Source organism: Vibrio sp. SCP2 (assembly GCF_059295395.1).
Genome location: NZ_JCAFVV010000015.1, coordinates 1 through 22619, shown reverse-complemented (window position 1 = coordinate 22619; position 22619 = coordinate 1). Strand labels below are relative to the sequence as shown.

Annotated in this window: 24 protein-coding genes; 11 read left to right on the top strand and 13 right to left on the bottom strand. The window is 43.7% G+C overall.

Going from position 1 to position 22619, the window contains the following annotated elements; genetic code table 11:
• Positions 1-13: 13 nt before the first annotated feature.
• The 4 genes from AC5O63_RS21525 to htpG all read right to left on the bottom strand — a co-directional run bounded on the left by AC5O63_RS21525 (position 14) and on the right by htpG (position 5136).
• The gene (locus AC5O63_RS21525; protein WP_494506206.1) at positions 14-700 is read right to left on the bottom strand and encodes an oligogalacturonate-specific porin KdgM family protein; all 687 of its coding nucleotides are present in this window, start codon (positions 698-700) and stop codon (positions 14-16) included.
• A 478-nt stretch (positions 701-1178) separates the two neighbouring features.
• Positions 1179-2138 (bottom strand): ferrochelatase, encoded by a 960-nt coding sequence (hemH, locus tag AC5O63_RS21520; protein WP_494506205.1) that lies wholly within the window; start codon positions 2136-2138, stop codon positions 1179-1181.
• Between the two features lie 132 nt (positions 2139-2270).
• Positions 2271-2915 (bottom strand): adenylate kinase, encoded by a 645-nt coding sequence (gene adk, locus AC5O63_RS21515; protein WP_004748977.1) that lies wholly within the window; start codon positions 2913-2915, stop codon positions 2271-2273.
• Between the two features lie 316 nt (positions 2916-3231).
• Positions 3232-5136 (bottom strand): molecular chaperone HtpG, encoded by a 1905-nt coding sequence (gene htpG / locus AC5O63_RS21510; protein ID WP_171325277.1) that lies wholly within the window; start codon positions 5134-5136, stop codon positions 3232-3234.
• Positions 5137-5401: 265 nt separating this feature from the next.
• Here htpG and AC5O63_RS21505 point away from each other — a divergent pair, with 265 nt between their 5' ends.
• Genes AC5O63_RS21505 through AC5O63_RS21490 form a run of 4 tightly spaced genes read left to right on the top strand, consistent with a single transcriptional unit; the run spans position 5402 to position 7879 of the window.
• Positions 5402-6268, top strand: coding sequence for a winged helix-turn-helix domain-containing protein (locus AC5O63_RS21505; RefSeq protein ID WP_494506204.1), 867 nt, complete (start codon positions 5402-5404; stop codon positions 6266-6268).
• 11 nt (positions 6269-6279) lie between these two features.
• Positions 6280-6795 carry a regulatory protein ToxS gene (locus AC5O63_RS21500; RefSeq protein WP_069666989.1) on the top strand — a complete coding sequence of 172 codons (516 nt, stop codon included), beginning with the start codon at positions 6280-6282 and terminating at the stop codon, positions 6793-6795.
• Between the two features lie 39 nt (positions 6796-6834).
• Positions 6835-7590 carry a sulfite exporter TauE/SafE family protein gene (locus AC5O63_RS21495; protein WP_494506221.1) on the top strand — a complete coding sequence of 252 codons (756 nt, stop codon included), beginning with the start codon at positions 6835-6837 and terminating at the stop codon, positions 7588-7590.
• Between the two features lie 10 nt (positions 7591-7600).
• Positions 7601-7879 carry an Rdx family protein gene (locus AC5O63_RS21490; protein ID WP_494506203.1) on the top strand — a complete coding sequence of 93 codons (279 nt, stop codon included), beginning with the start codon at positions 7601-7603 and terminating at the stop codon, positions 7877-7879.
• Positions 7880-7939: 60 nt separating this feature from the next.
• On the opposite strand, the gene yfcE is transcribed toward AC5O63_RS21490, so the two are convergent.
• Genes yfcE through AC5O63_RS21465 form a run of 5 tightly spaced genes read right to left on the bottom strand, consistent with a single transcriptional unit; the run spans position 7940 to position 10805 of the window.
• Positions 7940-8488 (bottom strand): phosphodiesterase, encoded by a 549-nt coding sequence (gene yfcE / locus AC5O63_RS21485; RefSeq protein ID WP_494506202.1) that lies wholly within the window; start codon positions 8486-8488, stop codon positions 7940-7942.
• A 50-nt stretch (positions 8489-8538) separates the two neighbouring features.
• The gene (locus tag AC5O63_RS21480; RefSeq protein ID WP_239825264.1) at positions 8539-8943 is read right to left on the bottom strand and encodes a CBS domain-containing protein; all 405 of its coding nucleotides are present in this window, start codon (positions 8941-8943) and stop codon (positions 8539-8541) included.
• A complete protein-coding gene (locus tag AC5O63_RS21475) occupies positions 8940-9290 on the bottom strand; it encodes a P-II family nitrogen regulator (protein WP_494506201.1) in 351 nt (116 codons plus the stop codon). Before AC5O63_RS21475 ends, AC5O63_RS21480 begins: the two co-directional genes overlap by 4 nt.
• A complete protein-coding gene (locus tag AC5O63_RS21470) occupies positions 9280-10074 on the bottom strand; it encodes a DUF1538 domain-containing protein (RefSeq protein WP_486795395.1) in 795 nt (264 codons plus the stop codon). Before AC5O63_RS21470 ends, AC5O63_RS21475 begins: the two co-directional genes overlap by 11 nt.
• A complete protein-coding gene (locus tag AC5O63_RS21465) occupies positions 10071-10805 on the bottom strand; it encodes a DUF1538 family protein (protein WP_171325291.1) in 735 nt (244 codons plus the stop codon). The genes AC5O63_RS21470 and AC5O63_RS21465 overlap by 4 nt, the downstream gene beginning before the upstream one ends.
• A 230-nt stretch (positions 10806-11035) precedes the next feature.
• Between AC5O63_RS21465 and AC5O63_RS21460 the strand changes: the two genes are divergently transcribed.
• The 6 genes from AC5O63_RS21460 (at position 11036) to AC5O63_RS21435 (ending at position 16038) form a co-directional block, all read left to right on the top strand.
• Positions 11036-11950, top strand: coding sequence for a TIGR01777 family oxidoreductase (locus AC5O63_RS21460; protein WP_494506200.1), 915 nt, complete (start codon positions 11036-11038; stop codon positions 11948-11950).
• Between the two features lie 46 nt (positions 11951-11996).
• Positions 11997-12824: an SDR family oxidoreductase gene (locus tag AC5O63_RS21455; RefSeq protein ID WP_494506199.1), complete on the top strand. Its 828-nt coding sequence runs from the start codon at positions 11997-11999 to the stop codon at positions 12822-12824.
• Between the two features lie 330 nt (positions 12825-13154).
• Positions 13155-14009, top strand: a complete 855-nt coding sequence (locus tag AC5O63_RS21450) for a co-chaperone YbbN (protein ID WP_494506198.1) — start codon at positions 13155-13157, stop codon at positions 14007-14009.
• Positions 14010-14150: 141 nt separating this feature from the next.
• Positions 14151-15074: an SPFH domain-containing protein gene (locus AC5O63_RS21445; RefSeq protein ID WP_494506197.1), complete on the top strand. Its 924-nt coding sequence runs from the start codon at positions 14151-14153 to the stop codon at positions 15072-15074.
• Between the two features lie 8 nt (positions 15075-15082).
• The gene (locus AC5O63_RS21440; RefSeq protein WP_494506196.1) at positions 15083-15538 is read left to right on the top strand and encodes an NfeD family protein; all 456 of its coding nucleotides are present in this window, start codon (positions 15083-15085) and stop codon (positions 15536-15538) included.
• Between the two features lie 329 nt (positions 15539-15867).
• Positions 15868-16038, top strand: coding sequence for a hypothetical protein (locus tag AC5O63_RS21435; RefSeq protein ID WP_494506195.1), 171 nt, complete (start codon positions 15868-15870; stop codon positions 16036-16038).
• Positions 16039-16086: 48 nt separating this feature from the next.
• Here the strand turns inward: AC5O63_RS21435 and AC5O63_RS21430 are convergent, their stop codons facing one another.
• The 4 genes from AC5O63_RS21430 to zipA all read right to left on the bottom strand — a co-directional run bounded on the left by AC5O63_RS21430 (position 16087) and on the right by zipA (position 21573).
• Positions 16087-16851 (bottom strand): YccT family protein, encoded by a 765-nt coding sequence (locus tag AC5O63_RS21430; protein WP_494506194.1) that lies wholly within the window; start codon positions 16849-16851, stop codon positions 16087-16089.
• 85 nt (positions 16852-16936) lie between these two features.
• Positions 16937-18025, bottom strand: coding sequence for a porin (locus AC5O63_RS21425; RefSeq protein WP_494506193.1), 1089 nt, complete (start codon positions 18023-18025; stop codon positions 16937-16939).
• Between the two features lie 496 nt (positions 18026-18521).
• On the bottom strand, positions 18522-20531 hold the full coding sequence (gene ligA / locus AC5O63_RS21420; protein WP_494506192.1) for an NAD-dependent DNA ligase LigA: 2010 nt from the start codon (positions 20529-20531) through the stop codon (positions 18522-18524).
• Positions 20532-20682: 151 nt separating this feature from the next.
• Positions 20683-21573, bottom strand: a complete 891-nt coding sequence (gene zipA / locus AC5O63_RS21415; protein WP_494506191.1) for a cell division protein ZipA — start codon at positions 21571-21573, stop codon at positions 20683-20685.
• Between the two features lie 194 nt (positions 21574-21767).
• Between zipA and cysZ the strand changes: the two genes are divergently transcribed.
• A complete protein-coding gene (gene cysZ, locus AC5O63_RS21410; protein ID WP_494506190.1) occupies positions 21768-22505 on the top strand; it encodes a sulfate transporter CysZ in 738 nt (245 codons plus the stop codon).
• Positions 22506-22619: the final 114 nt, after the last annotated feature.

Here is a 22619-nt window from a genome sequence, read left to right as displayed (position 1 = left end):
AATTTAGGTTGGCTTAGAAGCCGTAAGAAGCACCGAATACAAATGCAGTGTTCTCTTTCTTATCAGAACCGTCTAGGTTCTTCGCACCGTGGCCTTGGCTACGCAACTCGAAGTATGGTTGAACGCCTTCGCGAGTCCAAGTAGCACGGAACTCATGGTCCATTGTATTTTCAGCTTTGTCGTTACGTACGTAAACGTTGTTGTACGCTAGAGCTAGAGGCATATCTGCCACTGCGTAACCGATACGGTTGTCAAAACGCAGTTGGTCATTGTCGCTATTCTTAACGTTGTGGTAACGAGTACGGTTGCTGATTGCAAGGCCGTTGTCGAAGTTATAGCCAATTTTCACTAGTGGACGATTTTGTACCGTTTCACCGTTGTTCAGTAGGTGGTGGTAACCAGCTGCTACCCATAGGTTATCGTTGATTGAGTAGCTCTGCTCGATACCTAGCGTGATGTAAGGCGTTGTACCTTGTGCTTCTTTAAATTCACCTTCGTAGCTACCTAGAGAAATACCATCAAACTCAGTTAGTAGTGTTGTACCAGTATCAAATGTGTGGCCAGCTTCTAGTGTAGAAGTCGCGTTAGGGTTTTTGTTTTCACTGTGGAACTGAACGTTACCTGTTACGTAAGAAGAACCTGCGTATGCAGTAGATGCGAAAGCAAGCGTGATTGCGCTAAGAGTTAGTAGTTTTTTCATTATAGTCTGCCTTTAATTACTAAAATGTGTTGCGGCTGTATCTTGGTAGTTCTTCACCGTTAACCGCTAAATAGGTTTGCCTCCCTGGCTTGGCAGTCATAATGTCGGATTTAATTCACGATAAAAAATTAATCCATTTTTTGTGCGACGGACTTCAACGTAAAAAAGAGAAAAGTAATTTAATTCTTAACTTTCATGCTCTTACAAAAACAAAAAAATTAATAAAATAGAGATTGGTGATCCCTATCACCTAGAGACTCCCTATTAACCAGATTAACAGTATCGAGATCACACAGCTTTTAGCTTTTTATTAATTTTCGATAATAATAATCTGATCCTGATCACCAAAATATCGATCAGACGAATAACTTAATCAGACAGTTTTAACGGGGGTCTATGTGTGTTTGACGTTACAGATGCAGGGTCGAGCAATAAAAAAGGCCGCTTTTGCGACCTTTCGAAATGACCAGTCATGCCTTTAACGGCTCGATATCAAGTCCACCATCATTTGAATATGCAGCTCATCGTCATTAAGACATGGGACGTAAGTGAACTTCTCCCCACCATGCTCCATAAACAGCTCACAACACTGCTCTGAAATCTCTTCTAATGTTTCAAGACAGTCTGCAGAGAAGGCTGGCGCCATAATGTCGAGCTTTTTGATCCCTTTGGCTGGTAAGGTTTCTAATGTTTTGTCTGTATAAGGCTGCAACCATTCCTCGCGACCAAAACGCGATTGATATGTCATGCCAATTTTGTCAGGTGACAAACCAAGTTCCTCGCCAAGAAGCGCAGTCGTTCGCTCACAATGTTGCGGATAAATATCGCCATTGTCGGCAAAGCGTTTCGGAATACCATGGTATGAGCAAAGCAGGTAATCACCTTGACCGTTCTCTTGCCAAGAACGCTTAACACTCTCAGCCAGTGCTTTGATATACAAAGGGTGCTTGTGGTAATCACGAATAAACTGAAAACTAGGCATTACAGGAATCTGCTTGAATGCCTTAGTCAAACCATCAGATACCGCTGCCGACGTCGTTCCTGAATACTGAGGGTATAAAGGCAAAACCATGATGTCTTCAACACCTTGGTCTAGTAAAGCCTCTATACCAACTTTCAGGCTAGGGTTGCCATAAGTCATCCCCAACTCAACCGGCATATCAAGCTGCTGGCGAAGTTTTTCAGCTTGCTTCTTGGAGTAAACCAGAAGTGGAGAGCCCTCTTCCATCCACACGGTTTTATACAGCTTCGCTACTTTGGGTGCGCGAATTGGCAAAATCACACCATGCAAGATTGGACACCACAACCAACGCGTCATATCGACGACACGCTTGTCATGCAGAAACTGACTTAAAAAGCGCTTAACCGCAGGGGCGGTGGCCTCATCGGGCGTACCTAAGTTAACCAGGAGTACACCTTGTTTTTTGTTATTTTGCATAGCTTCCTATCGACACTAAAAAGGCTCTTTACGTACCTATCTCAGAAATGGATCAAACTAAGAGCATAAAAAAAGCGATCCTAAAACGGATCGCTTCACTATAGCAAATTTTCAAAATTCGCGGTTAGCGATTTATGCTAGTGCTTTCTCGATATCTGCACTAACTTCAGCAACTTGCTTAGTACCGTCGAACTTAAGGTACTTAGTATTACCTGCTTCAGCTTCTTTACCGTAGTAAGAGATAAGCGGTGCAGTTTGCTCATGGTATACACCTAGACGAGCGCGTACTGTCTCTTCTTTGTCGTCATCACGAACAACTAGATCTTCACCAGTTACGTCGTCTTTGCCTTCAACTTTAGGCGGGTTGTAAACAACGTGGTAAGTACGACCAGAAGGTAGGTGAGCACGACGACCAGCCATACGCTCAACGATTACGTCGTCAGCAACATCAAATTCGATTACGTAGTCTACGTCAACACCCATTTCTTTCAGACCATCTGCCTGAGGAATAGTGCGAGGGAAACCATCTAGTAGGAAACCTTTTTCGCAGTCATCTTGAGCGATACGCTCTTTGATTAGACCAAGGATGATTTCATCAGAAACTAGCTGACCAGCGTCAATAACAGCTTTAGCTTGTTTACCAAGCTCTGTACCTGCTTTGATAGCAGCACGTAGCATGTCACCAGTAGAGATTTGCGGAACACCGTATTTTTCCATGATGAAATTAGCTTGTGTGCCTTTACCTGCACCTGGAGCACCTAGAAGAATGATGCGCATGTTGAATCCTCTTAAGATAATAATGATTTATACCGAAGCTCACTATGGGGTGACCAAATGAACACATCTAGCGCTCACGGTAAGTTTCGGTATAACTGTTCTACAGTTAACAATAAAGCAGGCGTGCACATTACACGCCTGCTCATTGGGTTTCAAGGTTGCATTCTATCATACAATTTAAAACCAAAGCGCGAATTACGACTAAAGAATGCTTAAACACTCACACAAGTCTGCAACTTCTCGCGGTTTTATTCATGATTAACGCAAATAAATCAAAAAGCCCGCAAGATGCGAGCTTTTTGGTGTTTTTAGGCTATTAGCCCTTAGTCAAAAGCGTGTTGATTGCACCTAAGAACTGCGATGGATCTTCCATCGAACCGCGTTCAGCTAACATCGCTTGACCTAACAGTAGTTCTACCCAACGACCAAACGCTTCTTCGTCGGCTTCGTCGGCCATGCGCTTAACAAGTGCATGCTCTGGGTTAATTTCAAAGATGTACTTCACTTCAGGTGCTGCCTGACCTGCGGCTTCAAGTAGCTTAGCCATTTGTGTGCCCATCTCGAAGTCATCCGTCACCACTACCGCTGGAGTATTGGCTAGCTTGAAAGTAGTACGAACCTCTTTCACTCGCTCACCTAAGTACTCTTTAGTGCGCTCAACGACAGACTTAAACTCTTCTTCGGTCTCTTTCTGCTTTTCTTTCTCTGCTTCGTCTTCAAACTTGCTCAGATCAAGACCCGCTTTAGTGATTGACTGAAACTGCTTACCATCAAACTCAGTCAGGTAGTTCATCAGCCACTCATCGATGCGGTCAAACATCAGAATGACTTCGATGCCTTTCGCTTTAAATTGCTCTAAATGAGGGCTGTTCTTGGCTGCTGCGTAGCTGTCTGCAGTCAGGTAGTAAATCTTGTCTTGATCTTCTTTCATGCGTTCTACATAAGACGCAAGACCAACAGTTTGCTCGGCAGAATCAACTTCAGTAGACGCAAAACGAAGTAATGCTGCGACTTTCTCTTTGTTGCTCATGTCTTCTGCTGGGCCTTCTTTTAGCACCAGACCAAACTCTTTCCAAAACGATTGGTATTTCTCTTCATCGTTTTTCGCCATGCGCTCAAGCATAGTAAGCACACGCTTAGTACAAGCATTACGTAGCGATTGGGTAACTTTGTTGTCTTGCAGAATTTCGCGCGATACGTTGAGTGGTAGATCGTTTGAATCTATTAGACCGCGAACAAAACGTAAGTATGAAGGCATGAACTGTTCAGCATCATCCATAATGAATACGCGCTGCACATACAGTTTAAGACCAGATTTGTGGTCGCGGTTCATCATATCCCAAGGTGCTTTCGCTGGGATGTACAGCAAGCTTGTGTAGTCGTTCTTACCTTCTACGCGGTTATGGCTCCATACCAATGGATCAGCGAAGTCATGAGAAACATGCTTGTAAAACTCTTGGTACTCTTCTTCAGAGATATCAGACTTATTACGCGTCCAAAGTGCCTGAGCTTTGTTGATCTGCTCCCACTTTTTCTCACCGGTTTCTTTGCCTTCTTCATCACGCTCAGCGGTCTGAATCGCCACAGGAATACCGATGTGATCAGAATATTTGCTGATTACTTCACGCAAGCGCCACTCGTTTAAGAACTCTTTGCCCTCTTCACGCATGTGAAGAATGATGTCTGTACCGCGGCTCTCCTTAGAGATAGTTTCGATGGTGTACTCACCTTCGCCCGCTGAGTGCCATTGAACGCCCTCTTGAGCATCTAAGCCTGCTGCACGCGTACGAACCGTGACTGCGTCAGCCACAATGAATGCTGAGTAAAAACCAACACCAAATTGACCAATGAGTTGCGAGTCTTTCGATTGATCTTCAGACAATTTTGAGAAGAACTCAGCCGTACCTGATTTTGCGATAGTACCTAAATGCTCAATCACATCCTCACGGCTCATACCAATACCGTTGTCAGAGATTGTCAGAGTATTCGCTGATTCGTCGAAAGAAAGCTTCACACCAAGGTCTGCATCACCTTGGTACAGTTCTGAATTTGACAAAGCTTGAAAGCGCAGTTTGTCAGAAGCGTCAGACGCATTTGAAATTAGCTCACGAAGGAAAATCTCTTTGTTTGAGTAAAGAGAGTGAATCATAAGGTGAAGTAATTGTTTTACTTCAGACTGAAAGCCACGAGTTTCTTTGTTTTGAGTTGCTGTATCGCTCATGATAACTCCATAAGTTCTATACTTATCAAGCCAATACATTCATAATAATGATGTCTATTTGGCCTAAATCTGCCAATTAACATGAGGGTGACAAATGTAAATTCAAGGTCAAGAATCATAAAAACAGTGTTTTTTTTGTTTTATTTTGACTATCCTTTGCCACGCCAAAAAATCAAAAAATATAAACTGATTTCACCGAAATTGGTTGTATTGAGCGCTTTAACAACTTAACTGTCTGAAACCTCTAATATAGTGGCCGCAATTAATGAGTAACATAGGTACTAAGTTTAATCTTGATAATAGATTTACCTTTGACCCAAACACCAACTCTCTCGTCGACAAAGAGAATAACAACGAGCTAATTCGTTTAGGTAGCAACGAAAGCCGTATCCTGCTGTTGTTGTGTGAGAAGCCAAGCGAGATTGTCTCTCGTAACGATCTGCATGACTTTGTTTGGCGCAAACAAGGCTTCGAAGTTGATGACTCAAGCTTGACTCAAGCAATCTCTACGCTGCGAAAACTACTCAAAGACTCTACAAAGTCACCGATGTTCGTAAAAACGGTGCCAAAACGTGGTTATCAATTGATTTGTTCTGTAGAGCGCGCAACCACACTAATGAGTGGTGAATCCCTTGAGGAAGAAAACTCAGAGGTTGAAGCCGTTGAAGTTTCCGAGCAAATCAAAGTTGAAGAGACAATTGAAACACCTGTCGCTCCAAAAGCTGTTAGCTCTTTTAATGAAACAGCTGAAACACAAGATCCGGTTCGTAAGCCAAGCTCATTGCTATCTAAACTACTAGTTGTAGTAGCGTTCTTGATTCCTTTATGTGTCATCTTATTCACTAACCCAGCTGAGTCTAAGTTCAGACAGTTAGCTGTGTTCGATAACACTGTTGTCAAAGCACCTATGAATCATCCAGATCTCAGCAAATGGTACCCGTCCATCGAGCAGTGTGTGAAGAAGTACAATGAAACACATGTTGAAGCACTGGCTCCAGTGGAAGTGATCGCAACAGGTGGTCAGAACAATCAACTTATCCTGAACTACATCCACTCTTTGGATAATTCAGGTGAAAATATCACGTTGCGTATCTTCGCAGAGCAACAAGATCTCAGTAAAGTTTGCCAGTAGGAAGTACACCGATGAATCAAAAAATTGCAGCTAGCCTACTTGTTATCTCCGCTGTATTTAGCGCTTGGTTATACTGGGGCAGTGACCTTAAAGTTGAACAGGTTCTTACTTCAAAAGAGTGGCAGTCTAAGATGGTGACGGTTATCACTGAGCCGCTTCAAGAAGAGTCTGTTGGCTCACTTCGCAAAGTCGATGTGGTGTCGAACGTTAAGTACTTACCAAACAACACTTACATCCGTGTAGCAACAGTGCGTTTGTATCCTTTCAATGCTAAGACAGAGAGCGTGATAAACATCTCTGAGACTGGCGAGTGGGACATCAGTGATAACTACCTGCTAGTCTCTCCGACAGAGTTTAAAGATGTTTCTTCTGCGCAAAGTAAAGACTTCACTGCAGAACAGTTAGACTTGATTACTCAGATCTTTAAGATGGATGCTCAGCAAAGCCGTCGTATCGATATTGTTAACGAAAAGACACTGCTACTGACGAGCCTAAGTCACGGCTCTACCGTTCTATTTTCTAACTAAATTCAATAAAGGGGCATGATGCCCCTTTTCTTTTTTCATATGGATTGGATAAATACCTTCGGCCTGTTATTGGGCTCACTTATTGCGAATACACTCGCCTCACTCTCTGGTGGTGGTGCCGGGTTACTGCAATTCCCACTGCTGATTTTCTTTGGTCTGCCTTTCTCTATCGCTTTAGCCACCCACAAGATCGCCAGTGTCGCCCTTGGTCTCGGGGCTGCATACACCCACATCAAAAAGAAAAGCTTCAGCTACCAAGTAGCTTTGTATCTTATTGGTGTGGGAAGCTTCGGCGTCATCATTGGTGCTAACATTGTCTTGCTTATTCCCGGTGATATTGCAGAGAAATTGCTTGGTGGAATGATATTGTGCCTTGGTATCTATTCACGTTTTAAAAAGCAGCTTGGACAACAAGAGCTACCGTTAAATCGCGACACTAAAGGCTGGGTGATTGGCGGACTTGGCCTAATGCTAATCGGGGTGATTAATGGCTCACTGACGGCGGGGTCTGGCTTATTGGTTACACTATTTCTAGTCCGCTGGTTCGGTTACAGCTATAAGCAGGCTGTTGCGCTCACCATGCTGTGTGTCGGCCTGTTTTGGAATGGTATTGGCGGTATTGCAATAGTTCAGGCAGGCGCTCCCGTATATTGGCCTTGGTTACCTGCTCTTCTACTAGGCTCATTCATTGGCGGTAGTTTAGGGGCTTACCTAACCACTCGTTACAGCAACCAATTCATCAAGGTATGCTTTGAAATACTGACCTTCGCCGTTGGTATCAAGCTTTTGTTTTAAAGGAATTTTCATGGATAAAGCCATCATTGATATTTACTACTGCCGCCAATGTAATTGGATGCTGCGTTCAACGTGGCTATCTCAAGAGCTACTGCACACTTTTAGTGAAGAGATAGAGACAATTTCACTCCACCCAGACACGGGGGGTCGTTTTGAGATTCATTGTAATGGTCAGCTTATATGGGAACGCAAACGCGACGGCGGATTCCCAGAAGCTAAAGTACTGAAGCAAAAAGTGCGCGATGTCATCGACCCAGAAAGAGACTTAGGTCATTCAGATTCGAAATAGTGCGAAGTTAAATACAAAGGCAGCTCACTGAGCTGCCTTTGTTTCATTTTGGCTGAGTACTTAATTAATTAGTACCGAGGCCAGTACCTCACCTGAGAAAGTGACGACTCTAAGTTCATTACCTTCTAACAAGCCGTAACTAGCAGAAAATCCATTGCGCGGAAAGGTGATTGAGCCCGGGTTAAATATAAACTGCTCCCCCTCTCGCTGAGCGACAGGAATATGAGTATGCCCATGAGCCAACACATCTCCCTGCTTTAGCGCAGGACGCTTATTGGAATTGTAGAGATGACCATGAGTTAAAAACAGTCGTTGTCCGGATTCTAATAACACCCAAGCGTAATCCATCATCATGGGAAACGAGAGCAGCATCTGATCGACTTCACTGTCACAATTACCACGCACCGCAATGATTTGGTCAGCATATTGATTGAGCAGCTCACTCACCGCTGGAGGATTGTAACCTTCGGGGACAGGATTACGTGGGCCATGGTTTAATATGTCCCCAAGTAGTACTAACGTCTCAGCACCAGATTTTTCATATTCAGCAAGAACTTGCTGGGTTGCAGGCAAACAGCCATGCAAGTCAGAGGCAAAAAAGAGTTTCACGACATCATCTCCTCAAAAATAATGAGGAGATTCTACGCACTCTTCGGCTGTTAGTCATCATGTACCATGCCGTTAATGACGATGTTGTTGTAACTGACCATTCCGATGATTTTACCTGCTTCAATCACTGGCGCTCGGCTAATACCAAAGCGCTCAAACAAACGGGCGCAGTATTTTACATTCATATCAGGATCGACCGATAACGCGGGCTTAGTCATAATCTCATAGATGTTAGTACGATCTGGCGAACGGTTTTGCGCGAGCACTTTTTTAGCGATGTCATTCATCAATACCAATCCGTATTCATCATCTTCATTACGCTTATTCACCACCAGCGCTTTAACTTCGTGGCTACGAGCTAGCTGAATCCCTTCTTTTACCGTTGTTAAGCCATCGATGACCGCATAGTTATTAGTCATTACATCCCGAACTCGAACCTTTTTGTGTGTGCTCATAACTCATCCTCTACCACTTTGCTTAACTTCTCGACTTGATGCGCGACTCCAACGGCATCTTCAATATCAATCTGAACCGCAATCCCTTGGCCTGACTCTTGGTCAAACTCTCCGACTTCGCCAATCGTCTCTAAAATATGTCGGGATAAATGTTCTTCAACAACAAACAACAAAACGTCTTTCTGTACATCTAGGGTGAGACCAAAAAAGGTTTTCTTTTGATTCAGCCCCTCCCCTCTCGCGTTATTGATCACTGTTGCGCCTGTCGCTCCAGCCTTACGAGCGGCATCAAGCACCACGTCTGTTTTACTGTCTTCAACGAAAGCCAATAACAATTTAAAGCGCATTTTCTTCATCCTCCCGCTCAGCACCTTTGTTTAACCGCTGAGTGATTTGTGCATACCCCATGACCGAAATCATGGGAAATAAACTAGCGAACGCTATCAGTCCAAAACCATCTATCATTGGATTGCGCCCCGGAACCGTCGAGGCCAACCCTAAACCTAACGCCGCGACTAACGGAACCGTGACCGTAGAAGTCGTCACCCCGCCGGAGTCGTAAGCGAGGGGAATAATAAGCTTTGGTGCATAAAAGGTTTGTATTACTACTACGATGTAACCGACGATAATGTAGTAATGGATGGGATCACCAACGACTATCCGGTAGCTGCCTAAAGAAATCCCCACCGCAACGCCAATCGCTACTGCAATTCTTAATCCATTGACACTGATACTCCCACCAGAAACCTGATTGGCTTTAATCGCAACCGCTATCAAAGAGGGCTCAGCTATCGTAGTGCTAAAGCCAATGAAGAAGGCAAACAGATAAACCCAGTAGTAGTCCATCCATTCGAACACGGTTCCAGCAGAAAGCTTGAACTGCTGAATAAAGCTTGGAGCGGTAAGCTGCTGCGCCATGGTTTCGCCAAGAGGAAACAGGGCTAAATCGAGGCCAAGTAAAAACAGTGATAGACCAAGAATGACGTAAAAAAAGCCGAGAATGACTTTTGGCAGATTAGTCACTGGTCGCCTGAGAACGGCAAACTGAAAGCCAAAAATGATGGTGGCGATCGGCAATACATCGGTAATCGTACCAATAAAGGTATCTAAGAAATGAGTCCACTCGATCATGCCACCACCATTCCGTAGACCATCACAAACATCATGGGTAACAGTGAAGCGAAAGCAATCAACCCAAATCCATCTATCATTGGATTACGCCCTTTAATTGCCGAAGCAAGGCCGACACCAAGCGCTGTCACTAGAGGCACAGTAATGGTTGAGGTCGTCACTCCACCAGAATCATAAGCAACACCAATAATGCTCTGTGGCGCAAACATAGTAAGAACCACCACACCGATATACCCGCCAATAATCATATATTGGATGGGCCATCCTTTGAGAATGCGCAACACGCCGAGTAAAATCGCGATCCCGACCGACAGTGCGACGGTGTAGCGCAATCCGTTGGCGTACTCCTCCATAGACTCCTCGTTGTGAAGAATCATCCCTCCTTCTGCAGCCACTTCTGCCGCTTCATCAGCAACAGCAGTTAATGCGGGCTCTGCGACGGTGGTACCAAAGCCTAAACAAAATGCAAATATGAGCAGCCAAAACACACTTCCCTTACGAGCAAAAGCTTGGGCCATGGTTTCACCAATAGGGAATAAGCCCATCTCTAGACCAAAGATAAAAAACGTTAAGCCAAAGACAACTAATACAAGACCAAACAAAATAGACAATAAATTGGGGAGAGGCTCTTGCAATACAACAAGCTGAAAAAAAGCGATGACAACAATAATGGGTAATAGATCCCGTAAACTTCCTAATAGCGCTTTAAACAACGCCGTCGCTGCTTCCACTGAACCTCCTTGCAAGTCAGTTAATCGCTAATCTTTTCTCTAGCATGGCAAACAATTTCGCTTTCTTATGTGATACCCGCAACGTCGATAAGGATAAACGTAACAAAATGTGAATTTTGTGATATTGCCACGAGTGATCACATTTGCTGCTAAGTAACTATAATTAGTAACAATAGTTCACTATGGTTAAAATTGGACTTGTCTGCTCTGCACAAAAAAGAGGATTAGGAATGAAGGTATTGCTCACTGGGGGAACCGGCTTCATTGGTCGAGAATTGCTAAAGCATTTAACTACTCATGAAGTAGTCTTGCTTACTCGTGAGCCAAGACATGCCAAAATGGTCCTTAGCCATACAGATATGGGCAATGTCACTTACATTTCTTCACTGGATGATTTTCATCACCTCAACGATTTTGATTCCGTCATCAACCTCGCAGGAGAACCGATCGCTAATAAGCGTTGGACTAAAAAGCAGAAAAAAAACATCTGCGACAGTCGCTGGAAACTGACTGAAACCTTAGTTGAGCTTATTCATGCCAGTACTACCCCACCAGAAGTTTTTATCAGTGGTTCTGCGGTAGGCTATTACGGCGATCAACAAGAGCACCCTTTTGACGAAAGCCTGCATGTAAATTGCCAGGGTTTTCCACACCACGTATGCAGTAAGTGGGAACAAATTGCCAACCGTGCCCGTTCTGAGATGACACGTGTTTGTATTTTGCGCACTGGTGTGGTGCTTGCTCCACAAGGGGGAGCACTATTAAAAATGCTTCCTCCTTACCGTTTAGGGCTAGGGGGACCATTGGGGCATGGTCGCCAATATATGCCTTGGATTCATATGTTGGATATGGTCCGCGGTATTATCTACTTGCTCGAAACACCCCATGCTCACGGGGAGTTTAATCTCTGTGCGCCGCACCCTGTGTCGAATAAGCAGTTCAGCCAAACATTAGCTAAAACGCTCAAGCGTCCACACCTTCTTTTCACGCCTAAATGGGTAATGTCAGTGGCGATGGGAGAAAGCTCAGTACTACTGTTCGACAGTATTAGAGCCAAACCCAAGAAGTTAACTGAACTCGGATTTCGCTTCAGTTACTCACGCCTTGAACCTGCACTAAAAAACTTGTTACAACACCATGAATAATCCAGTAACCTAACTCCAATTAAAAGAATCAACGGGTTAGATCGCGATGGATAAATCGATATTAATTACGGGCTGTTCAACTGGAATTGGCTATGTCTGTGCCCACGCTCTACATAAGCGAGGCTATCAAGTCATTGCATCTTGTCGCCAACAACAAGACGTTGAAAGACTGCAAGCAGAAGGTCTCACCTGCATCCAGATTGATCTTGCAGACAGCCAGAGCATTACCAAAGGGGTAGAGCAAACATTAGCACTCACTAATGGCAAGCTTGATGCTCTGTTTAATAATGGGGCTTATGGCCAACCTGGTGCGTTAGAAGACCTGCCTACCGATGGTTTAAGAGAACAGTTCGAAGCCAATTTTTTTGGTTGGCACCAATTGGTATGTGAACTCCTTCCAACCATGCGCAAACAGGGTTATGGTCGAATCGTACAAAACAGCTCCGTGCTCGGCTTTGCAGCGATGAAATATCGCGGTGCCTACAATGCTTCTAAGTTTGCGATTGAAGGTTGGAGTGATACGTTAAGACTCGAACTGATGGATACCGATATCCACATAAGCCTGATAGAACCAGGGCCAATTGAAACCGAGTTTCGTTCTAATGCCCTTATCGCCTTTAAGAAATGGATCACAATTGAAGGCAGTGCCCATGAAAAGCAGTACCGCCAGCAAATGGAAAGGCTGAACAGCGACACCTCAAACAACGCGTTTGTTTTGCCAGCTGAGTCGTGTATAGATCCCCTTATTCATGCGCTAGAAGCAAAAAAGCCTAAGATTCGATACCGCATTACCACGCCAACTAAAGTGTTTGCTGTCTTAAAGCGCCTACTGCCAACACGAGTACTGGATAAGATATTGCGCCAAGCAGCGTGATGTTTTCTACACGATTGTAATTATTCCGTAACAATAAGACGTTAGATTAATCCTTAGGGCAAGCCCTAGTTATAAAATTCAAGCGCTACATTCGGTATAATAATATGACTTTAAACCAGTTAAACTGGCTGAGTGTGGGTGTTGCGCTAACGTTGTTTATCGTTTTATAGACACCTTCGCTTACCCTTTCGGGAGAACATTAACACCGCCACTGCAGGCGGTGTTTTTGTTTCTGCCAACAATATAATCTCAAATTCAAGCTCTTACCTTGAACTCTCCTCTACTAGCCCATATCTTTGATCCATAGAATAAGTCGCAAGGAATTCATAGATGCAGTCTCCATTTATTGTTGAGCTAAACGAACAAAACTTCCGCCAAGTGCTAGAAGGGTCAATGCAGACCCCAGTGCTAATCCACTTTTGGGCGCCAATGAGCGAAGAAAGTGCGCAAGTGATACCTGACCTGCAAATGCTAGCGCAGCAATATAACGGAGCCTTCACATTAGCTCTTTTGAACTGCGAACAGGAACAAGCGATTGCAAGCCAGTTTGGTGTTCAAGCCTTGCCTACCATTGCCCTATTCGTAAATGGTCAGCCTGTCGATGGTCTTGGCGGTCCACAGACAATTGCTGCTATTCAGCAGATGCTAGCAAAACATCTCCCTAGCCAAGACGAACTAAATTTAAAGCAAGCACTTGAGCTCATCCAAGCAGGTCAACATGCCCAAGCTCTCCCGCTTCTAGAAGCTATCGCCGAGGAATGGAAACAAAAAGGCGATGTAAAACTTGCTCTGGCAGATTGCTATTTAGAAACACAGAATTTTGACCAAGCTAAGTTGCTGCTAGAAAATATTCCTCTTGAGTACCAAGATAATTACTACAAAGGCTTAGTCGCTAAATTAGAGCTTCATGCGCAAGCAGCAAACAGCCCTGAGATTCAGTCTTTAGAAGAAGCATTGGCACAAAACCCGAGCGATCTAAAACTGGCTAACGAACTGGCGCTTAACTACCACCAAGTCAATCGCGACGAAGAAGCATTAGAGATTCTATGGAACGCTTTACGTACCGATTTGAACGCGCTAGATGGCGAAATGAAAAAGTCATTTATGGATATACTTGCCGCGCTTGGGCAAGGTAATCCAATCGCAGGTAAATACCGCCGTCAACTTTACTCCATTCTTTATTAGTTCATTCTAAATCATAGACTTAAAGCCGGCACTGTCCGGCTTTAATTTCGCCCAAATTTCGCTAAAGTTCTCACTTCTGCCATTGTCACAAGCGACTCTATAGGCAACAATCAATAGACTATTCTCATAAGGAACTCAGATATGGCTATTGATTCATTGATTACTATCGGCGTGTTTCTCGTTGTTGTGATTACGCTGATTATCGCCGGTGTAAAAACCGTCCCTCAAGGCAACAACTGGACCGTTGAGCGATTTGGTCGCTATACCCACACCCTAAAGCCAGGCTTAAACATCATCATTCCATTTATTGATGGTATTGGCCATAAAATCAATATGATGGAAAGAGTACTGGATATTCCTGCTCAGGAAGTTATTTCTAAAGACAACGCGAATGTCACCATCGATGCGGTCTGTTTTGTTCAAGTGATTGATGCAGCACAAGCGGCTTATGAGGTTAACGATTTAGAACACGCGATTCGTAACTTAACACTGACGAACATTCGTACTGTGCTAGGTTCAATGGAGCTGGATGAAATGCTCAGTCAGCGCGACATGATCAATACCAAACTGCTCTCAATTGTTGATGAAGCGACCAACCCTTGGGGCGTAAAAGTTACCCGTATAGAAATCAAAGATGTTCAGCCACCATCAGATCTTACCGCAGCAATGAACGCTCAAATGAAAGCGGAACGAAACAAGCGCGCAGAAGTACTCGAAGCGGAAGGTATTCGCCAAGCAGAGATTTTACGAGCAGAAGGTCACAAACAGTCCGAGATTCTTAAAGCGGAAGGTGATAAACAAGCGGCTATTCTTCAAGCCGAGGCTCGGGAGCGTGCGGCGGAAGCGGAAGCGCGCGCAACGACTATGGTTTCAGAAGCGATCGCTAAAGGTGATATGCAAGCCGTTAATTACTTTATTGCTCAAGGCTATACCGACGCACTCAAGTCAATCGGCCAAGCTGAGAATGGTAAGATCATCATGCTTCCACTTGAAGCGTCTGGCCTAATGGGCTCAGTCGCGGGTATCGCCGAAATGTTTAAGCAGTCGAAAGAGTCAACTAAGTAGAGGCTAATGTGTTTGAATTTCTAGATAGTATCAATCATTGGCATTGGCTAGCCTTCGGGCTAGCTTTACTTGCCATCGAGCTGCTCGGCACCGCAGGCTATTTTTTATGGCTTGGGTTATCAGCTTTAATCGTGGGGATTTTACTCACATTTATTCCCATGAGTTGGCAACTACAGTGGGTCGCTTTCGCAGCATTTGCTTTAGTAACCACTTGGCTGTGGTGGCGTAGACAATTTAAATCAGATAGGCAATCCGATGCTAACCGTGAACTTAATCAGAAAAGTAAGCAGTTAGTCGGTCAAATCATTCGTCTTGATGAGGACTTTCCAGCCGGGAAAGGACGCTTAAAGGTGGGTGACACCACATGGAGTGCTCAGGCAGAAAGCGCGATTAGTGCAGGTCAACAGGTTGAAATTATCAAAGTGAGCGGAATTATTTTAACCATAAAACCACGAGATAATTAGACTAATCACTTCAATTGACGCGTTTTATTCGTTTTTAATTAAAATTAAGTCGGTAACTAGTTAAAGGAACTCTATTTTTTAAGTTTAATTCGAGAAATTAAGTATTTAACTAGTTGCCAAAATACATAAATACACTTATCAGAACCATCAAGCCCTCAAAATAATAACCAAAGCTTTCATACATTTAAAAATAGCCCCCTCTTTCCCCCTCCAACTTAATAAACTTTAAAAAATTTGATTTCTTGCAATTATTTTTGATCCTTCGTGGTCTATTGCCATACTAGTCAATATCTCTGACTAGGAGATTTTAAGACACAAGGAGAAATGTTATGAGAACTTTACTAGCGCTAGCAGTTGCCGGATTACTTTCTTTTTCAGCTTATGCAGGTTCTACTGGGTCTACAGAAATGGGACCATTTGTAGATTGTAAATTTAAAGATGGCTCGATGGATTATATCCCAAGCATGATGTGTAGATTAAATGGTGGTAAACCAATGTAGCGACGAAAATGCGGCGTGCTATCGTAGCACGCTGCACAATGGAATTGTTTATAGTGAAACTAGGTGAGCAAGGATCTTCTTACGCTCGACATCACTTGCTTTGTTATACCAATAGCCCAACATTTGAACAGGTTGGCTTGAGTCATTGGGCACTGAAACCTCCGTTTTACTGCGAGCAGCAAATGCTAACTCAGTAAATCGATTAATTTCGTCTGGTGTGGCTTGTTCTAGCCAATAGCCAAACATATTCTCCTGTTGAGAAACTTTATTATTAGATACTGCTAATTTTTCGCTAGTTGTATTTTTAGCGGTGGTAATAGCCGTTGCCGTGACAACATTTAGATCTGGGTAATTATTGTCATTAAATTTAACAAGTTCTCTTTCGTAATCCCGAGTTAGACCGTCTGATGCTGGTAACACTGCGTAATCGAAATCTACTTTACGTCCATTTTCATCTTTAACAATAAACTGGGGATCTTCATTAAATTTTTCTGCGTGCTCTGTTCGAACTATTTTAACCCCTGGTTCGATAATTAAATGCTTATCTGATTCTCTAAAAGTAAATACAAAGGCATCCGAATTGTACTTCTCTCTTTCTCCTTGTCTTTCGACTAATTTTGAAACTCTTAATACAACTTGGTTAACGCCATTTGGAATCGTGTAATTTTTCTGCGAAAACAAGCTGTATCCAATTTCATCTCCGTCAACCAAAATTGGAGAAATATCTCTGTGGAATTCCAGTTCAACTTCAGCCTTTGGAGCAAATGAAGTAATCACAGCACCAACCAATAACAACGTTTTCATTACTTTCATTTATCGCTCTCCTTGAGTGAAAAGAGCATTCTTTATAATAAAGAATGCTCTATTTGGCTAAATTAAATTGTTTGTCCTAACCGGATTAGAAGTAGTATTCAGCACCTAGTAGTAGACGAGTGTTGTCTTTGCTAGTGTCAGAGCCATCCATATCGTAGTCACGTACATCCATGTATAGGAATGCACTTGGTAGGATGTAACCTAGACGACCAGTGATTGCGACATCACTATCATCATTACCTTTCGCTTTTTCTACGTCAGACTTAGTTGTAGCCGCGTAACCCGCTTTAAATACCCACTTACCATTAAGGATGTACTGTGCAGTAGCTGAGTAAGCTTGTTGGCTATCGTCGCCTGAAGCAGTATCGGTGTTCATATCCTTGTACGCTGCAGTAAGAGTAACATCACCTAGGAATAAGCTACCACCGACGATTGCGTAATTGTGAGCATAGTTAACTACCGTGGCACCACCTGCTACATAGTCTGGGTTCAGAATCACGTTACCGTTCGCGTCGATGATGTATTTATCTTTCTCGTCTTCTTTCGAGTCATAACGACCACGATCATAGTAACCAGCGTGGATACTAAACAAATCAGTTGAGTAAGAAGCCGCAAAACTTGCTACCATACGGTCGGTATCTTGCCCCATACCACTTACAGTTGCTTGAACACCGAAACCACCCCAGTTTGCAGAATCATAACGAAGTACACTGTCTGCACGGTCTTGGTAAGAAACACCAATATCGTTGTTCCAGTCAAATACGTTACCTAGACCAGGATTTGAGTGAGGCCAGTCAACGTAGTTGTACGCTGCTACTAACTGACGACCGTACTTGATAGAACCAAAGCCTTCAAAATCAAAACCTAGATAAGTATCACGAGCACCTAGACCACCAGTCTTGTCGCCATTGTTTGCGTTACCACCTTCCATCTGCCAGATGAAGTTTGGTGCAAAGTCATCAAACTCAACTACGCCGCGGAAACCAATACGTGATTCGATATCAGCACCAGCACTGTTTGCATCGTTGTTATCAGCGATGATCCAAGCACCCGCTGCTTGACCGTAAAACTGTACAGCTTTACCTGCTAGCTCGATAGCTGCATTTGCTGAACCAGACATAGCAGCAGTGGCAATTGCTGCACCTAAAAGCGTACGTTTAAACATTTTGTCCATGGAAAAAACTCCTAAAAATGGATATAGCTGTCTTTTTATTTTTCTCACCTTAAGTTGGCCGCCGAAGGGAGAAATCATTTCCTATGTGAAAACCTTGGATTAATCATTAATTCTTAGTTTTCGATTCCTGCATACACACCGTGTATCCATGTGTCTCAGACTAACTTCGCGACAAAAAACATCAACCAGAACTTAATTTTCATGTAAAAAAATATGACCCGCTACAAATTTTTATAATTCCAGTGATCCAGATCGACAATCACTCTCCACACAAGTTCAAAAAATATTTAAAACAATAAAAACAAACACTTAAAGATAAAAAACTTCTAAATCACATTGAAGTGCGTCGCATAATTTTATTTAAGATTCACATAATTACATCTAACAAGATCCTCATCACAGAAGATCTGAGCGTATTATGAGGTTCAGAAAGGCACTTTATTTATGACAAAAAAAAGCCACCAAAAGTGGTGGCTTTAAGGTAGCATTTAGTCGGTCACATTAACGAAATAAGGTCTTCTTCGGTACGAATTTCAATGCCCAACTCTTGCGCTTTAGCGAGCTTAGATCCCGCATTTTCACCTGCAAAAAGAATGTCCGTTTTCTTAGAAACACTTCCGGTTACTTTTGCCCCAAGCGCTTGCAGAGCCGCTTTTGCATCTGAGCGAGTAAGCTGAGATAGTGAGCCAGTTAAGACCACAGTTTTACCTTCAAGCGGTTGAGGAGCGTCTTCATCTTTCTCTTCTATATCAGGCCAGCTCACCCCTTGCTCAATCAGTTCATCAATCACACTTTGGTTTTTATCTTGAGCAAAAAATGCCGTGATATGACTCGCAACTATATCACCAATATCTTGAACTTCGACAAGCTTTTCATGGCTTGCAGCTTTAACTAAGTCTAAAGTTTTAAAATGTTGCGCAAGGTTTGCCGCCGTTGCTTCGCCTACTTCACGAATGCCTAATGAATATAAGAACCTAGCTAAGGTTGTTTGCTTAGCTTTGTTCAAAGCATCAACCACATTTTGCGCAGATTTTGGCCCCATTCGGTCTAGCACAGTAATCACACCAGCAGATAGTTTAAACAGGTCGGCAGGTGTTTCTACCATTTCGCGATCAACAAGCTGCTCAATCACTTTCTCACCTAGCCCATCAACATCTAGCGCCTTACGTGATACAAAATGCTTCAATGCTTCTTTACGTTGCGCCTGACAAACGAGTCCCCCACTACAACGTGCAACCGCTTCACCTTCTACTCGTTCCACTTGTGATTTACACACGGGGCAGTTTTCAGGGAAAACAATCTCACGGGCGCTCTCTGGACGACGATCAGTCACCACAGAAACAATCTGAGGGATAACGTCACCCGCTCTTCGTATCACAACCGTATCACCAACCATGACGCCCAAACGCTCAATTTCATCGGCATTGTGAAGGGTTGCATTACTGACGGTGACGCCACCCACAAATACAGGCTCCAGCTTAGCAACAGGCGTGATAGCACCTGTACGTCCAACTTGGAACTCGACATCATTTAGCGTAGTGATTTCTTCTTGCGCAGGGAACTTGTAAGCAATAGCCCAACGTGGCGCTCTAGCGACAAAGCCTAGTTGTTCTTGAAGAGCGATCTCATCAACTTTAATCACTACCCCATCGATTTCATACGCTAAGGACTCACGGCGCTCAAGGATATCTTGATAATAAGCTTTCACTTCATCGAGATTGTTTACACGCTTTGTCTCTGGGCACATTGGCAATCCCCAGCCTTTCAGCTGGATGAATCGTTGATAGTGACTCGAAGAGAGCTCAACACCCTCAACCACACCGACACTGTAGGCATAGAAGCTCAATGGGCGAGTTGCTGTTATACGTGAATCCAATTGACGCAAACTACCTGCCGCTGCATTACGCGGGTTAACGAATACTTTTTCGCCTTTCTTTAGTGCTTGCTCGTTAAGTTTGTCAAAACCCGCTTTAGGCATAAATACTTCGCCACGCACTTCAATGCGCGCTGGCCAACCTTCACCTTGAAGCTTCAATGGAATGGCTTTGATAGTACGAACGTTCTCGGTGATATTTTCACCTGTTGCACCATCGCCACGAGTGGCAGCTTGGACCAGAACCCCGTTTTCATACAGCAGGCTAACCGCAAGGCCATCTAGCTTTGGTTCACAGCAGAAAACATCAAACTTCGCACTTGGAATACGATCGCCCATACGCTTATGGAAGCTTTCTAGCTCACCATCATCAAAAGCATTATCTAATGAAAGCATTGGAATTTCATGCGTGACCGAGTCAAAACCGTCTAATGGCGCTCCGCCGACTCGTTGGCTTGGTGAGTCTATGGTGACAAGTTCTGGATTTTGAGACTCAAGCTCCATAAGCTCACGCATGAGCCTGTCATATTCAGCATCCGGTATTTCTGGATTATCCTCAACGTAGTACTTCACTCCATGGTAGTGAAGCGTTTGACGCAATTGATTAAGCTTCTCTTGAATCTCTGTGGACATAGCTAACTCTATAATTATTACTTCTAACGGTGCTAAGAACGGCTCGTTCTTAGCGGCCAATGCAGGCAGTATGAACACGCCTTGCAACGTTCGCAACTGAGAATGAATGAAAAAAGGCTCCATACGGAGCCTTTCTGACGAATAGGAATGTTTAGGCTTGTTGCGCCGCCTTAAACTCTTGAATCTGAGCTCGGTAGCTGTCTAGTCGATTTGGCGTCATTAAGTTACGCGCATCATCTAAAACATTAGCACCTAAGTCATCAGCAATTTGCTGAGCCGTCTTAAGCATCAGCTTGAAGTTTTGTTCTGCATCGCCGAAACAAGGCATGGTCATAAAGAAAGAGATCCCCTTAGTAGAGAACTCGGCAGGATCGTCATGCTTTAATGTCCCCGGCTGCATCATATTAGCAACACTAAATAGGACTTTGCCTGTGCCCGATAGATCAGCATGGCGGTGGAAAATGTCCATTTCACCGTAAATCAGGCCGTTTTGCTGCATACTGTCGAACAGTTTAGTACCGACAAAAGGTTCTTCACCGGAGCAATGTACATTGAGGACAATAACTTCTAACGGCGCTTCTTCTTCCGCTGGCTGTGTTTCAGGCTCTTGCACTGGTGATGACTCGGCAATAGGTTCAAGCACTTCTTCACGTGCGACTTCGACGACCTCTTCAACTTCATCCAATGACTTACTTGAGAAAGAAGGCACATCCAAATCTACGTCATCTTTATCAGTCGTAGATGGATTCACTTCTGGTGATGTTTCTTGGTAAGTATCGATGAGCGGATCTGCGATGACTTCATCTCTGTCTATAAAGCCAGGCTCTTTACGCTCTTTCTTGATGATTTCGAAATCATCTTCTGGAGCAAAAGCGCGCTCAGGGACTAGGTCCGAGTCTTCATTGTCGACATCCAGCTTGCCAATCGGTTTACTACCAAACTTGGCTTTCCCTTCTTTTTTACTCGTCCATAAACCGTGGAACAGCAAAGCGGCAATCGCCAAAGCTCCAACAATTATGAGTACAAATCGCAGTTCCTGCATTTTTAGCTCTCATTTGTTCGATAGTAAGCGAGTTACATCGAATCTGTTTAAACCTAATTTTGAGTTACTCTACCAAAACTCGCCCCTGTTTTAGAACAACTTAATGTGAGAAGTTCCTGAAATGTTGTGATTTTGAACACGCTTTTTTCTTGTTAAGATAGAAAACGTTCGTTTTTACACCACAAAAGCAAAATATGAATACACAGATTAGACAGCGTTCTGGCTTTGGCTACTTCTTCCACGGTTTAGAACTGGCACGCACTCCGGGCATTCGCCAATTTGTTATATTACCGCTACTGGCCAACATTATCTTAGTTGGTGGAGCTCTCTACTACCTGTTCTCCAACCTAGATGCTTGGATTGGACAACTGATGGGACAGTTACCTGAGTTTTTGTCTTGGCTCAGTTACCTACTCTGGCCACTGTTAGTCCTGACAATCCTTGCAACGTTTTCATACTTCTTCAGTACCTTGGCCAACTTTATTGCTGCCCCATTCAATGGATTACTGGCTGAAAAAGTCGAAGAGTATCTAACCCAACAGAAAGTTAATGAAGATGGCATGATGGCAGTCATTAAAGACACGCCAAGAATCATGGCCCGTGAGTGGCGTAAACTGGTATACGTTATTCCTAAAGCCATCGGTCTCTTTCTGCTACTGCTCATCCCTGCGTTAGGTCAAACCATTGGTCCGTTTCTATGGTTTATCTTCACGGCGTGGATTTTGGCGATTCAATATTGTGACTACCCATTTGATAATCACAAAGTGCCGTTTAATGACATGCGAAACAATTTGAAACAAAAACAAGGCAAAGCCTATAGCTTTGGCGCTTTGGTCTCTGTTTTCACCACAATTCCAATTTTGAACTTGTTTGTGATGCCAATCGCCGTCTGCGGTGCCACCTCAATGTGGGTTGCGGAGTTTAAGAAGTAAGAGCTGGATAACTGGATAACTGGATAACTGGATAACTGGATAACTGGATAACTGGATAACTGGATAACTGGATAACTGGATAACTGGATAACTGGATAACTGGATAACTGGATA

What these genes read in the sequence shown, in the direction of transcription:
- AC5O63_RS21525 (WP_494506206.1), bottom strand. Translation starts at nt 700, where the DNA reads ATGAAAAAACTACTAACTCTTAGCGCAATCACGCTTGCTTTCGCATCT.
- hemH (WP_494506205.1), bottom strand. Translation starts at nt 2,138, where the DNA reads ATGCAAAATAACAAAAAACAAGGTGTACTCCTGGTTAACTTAGGTACG.
- adk (WP_004748977.1), bottom strand. Translation starts at nt 2,915, where the DNA reads ATGCGCATCATTCTTCTAGGTGCTCCAGGTGCAGGTAAAGGCACACAA.
- htpG (WP_171325277.1), bottom strand. Translation starts at nt 5,136, where the DNA reads ATGAGCGATACAGCAACTCAAAACAAAGAAACTCGTGGCTTTCAGTCT.
- AC5O63_RS21505 (WP_494506204.1), top strand. Translation starts at nt 5,402, where the DNA reads ATGAGTAACATAGGTACTAAGTTTAATCTTGATAATAGATTTACCTTT.
- AC5O63_RS21500 (WP_069666989.1), top strand. Translation starts at nt 6,280, where the DNA reads ATGAATCAAAAAATTGCAGCTAGCCTACTTGTTATCTCCGCTGTATTT.
- AC5O63_RS21495 (WP_494506221.1), top strand. Translation starts at nt 6,835, where the DNA reads ATGGATTGGATAAATACCTTCGGCCTGTTATTGGGCTCACTTATTGCG.
- AC5O63_RS21490 (WP_494506203.1), top strand. Translation starts at nt 7,601, where the DNA reads ATGGATAAAGCCATCATTGATATTTACTACTGCCGCCAATGTAATTGG.
- AC5O63_RS21480 (WP_239825264.1), bottom strand. Translation starts at nt 8,943, where the DNA reads ATGAGCACACACAAAAAGGTTCGAGTTCGGGATGTAATGACTAATAAC.
- AC5O63_RS21475 (WP_494506201.1), bottom strand. Translation starts at nt 9,290, where the DNA reads ATGCGCTTTAAATTGTTATTGGCTTTCGTTGAAGACAGTAAAACAGAC.
- AC5O63_RS21470 (WP_486795395.1), bottom strand. Translation starts at nt 10,074, where the DNA reads ATGATCGAGTGGACTCATTTCTTAGATACCTTTATTGGTACGATTACC.
- AC5O63_RS21460 (WP_494506200.1), top strand. Translation starts at nt 11,036, where the DNA reads ATGAAGGTATTGCTCACTGGGGGAACCGGCTTCATTGGTCGAGAATTG.
- AC5O63_RS21455 (WP_494506199.1), top strand. Translation starts at nt 11,997, where the DNA reads ATGGATAAATCGATATTAATTACGGGCTGTTCAACTGGAATTGGCTAT.
- AC5O63_RS21450 (WP_494506198.1), top strand. Translation starts at nt 13,155, where the DNA reads ATGCAGTCTCCATTTATTGTTGAGCTAAACGAACAAAACTTCCGCCAA.
- AC5O63_RS21445 (WP_494506197.1), top strand. Translation starts at nt 14,151, where the DNA reads ATGGCTATTGATTCATTGATTACTATCGGCGTGTTTCTCGTTGTTGTG.
- AC5O63_RS21435 (WP_494506195.1), top strand. Translation starts at nt 15,868, where the DNA reads ATGAGAACTTTACTAGCGCTAGCAGTTGCCGGATTACTTTCTTTTTCA.
- AC5O63_RS21430 (WP_494506194.1), bottom strand. Translation starts at nt 16,851, where the DNA reads ATGAAAGTAATGAAAACGTTGTTATTGGTTGGTGCTGTGATTACTTCA.
- AC5O63_RS21425 (WP_494506193.1), bottom strand. Translation starts at nt 18,025, where the DNA reads ATGGACAAAATGTTTAAACGTACGCTTTTAGGTGCAGCAATTGCCACT.
- ligA (WP_494506192.1), bottom strand. Translation starts at nt 20,531, where the DNA reads ATGTCCACAGAGATTCAAGAGAAGCTTAATCAATTGCGTCAAACGCTT.
- zipA (WP_494506191.1), bottom strand. Translation starts at nt 21,573, where the DNA reads ATGCAGGAACTGCGATTTGTACTCATAATTGTTGGAGCTTTGGCGATT.
- cysZ (WP_494506190.1), top strand. Translation starts at nt 21,768, where the DNA reads ATGAATACACAGATTAGACAGCGTTCTGGCTTTGGCTACTTCTTCCAC.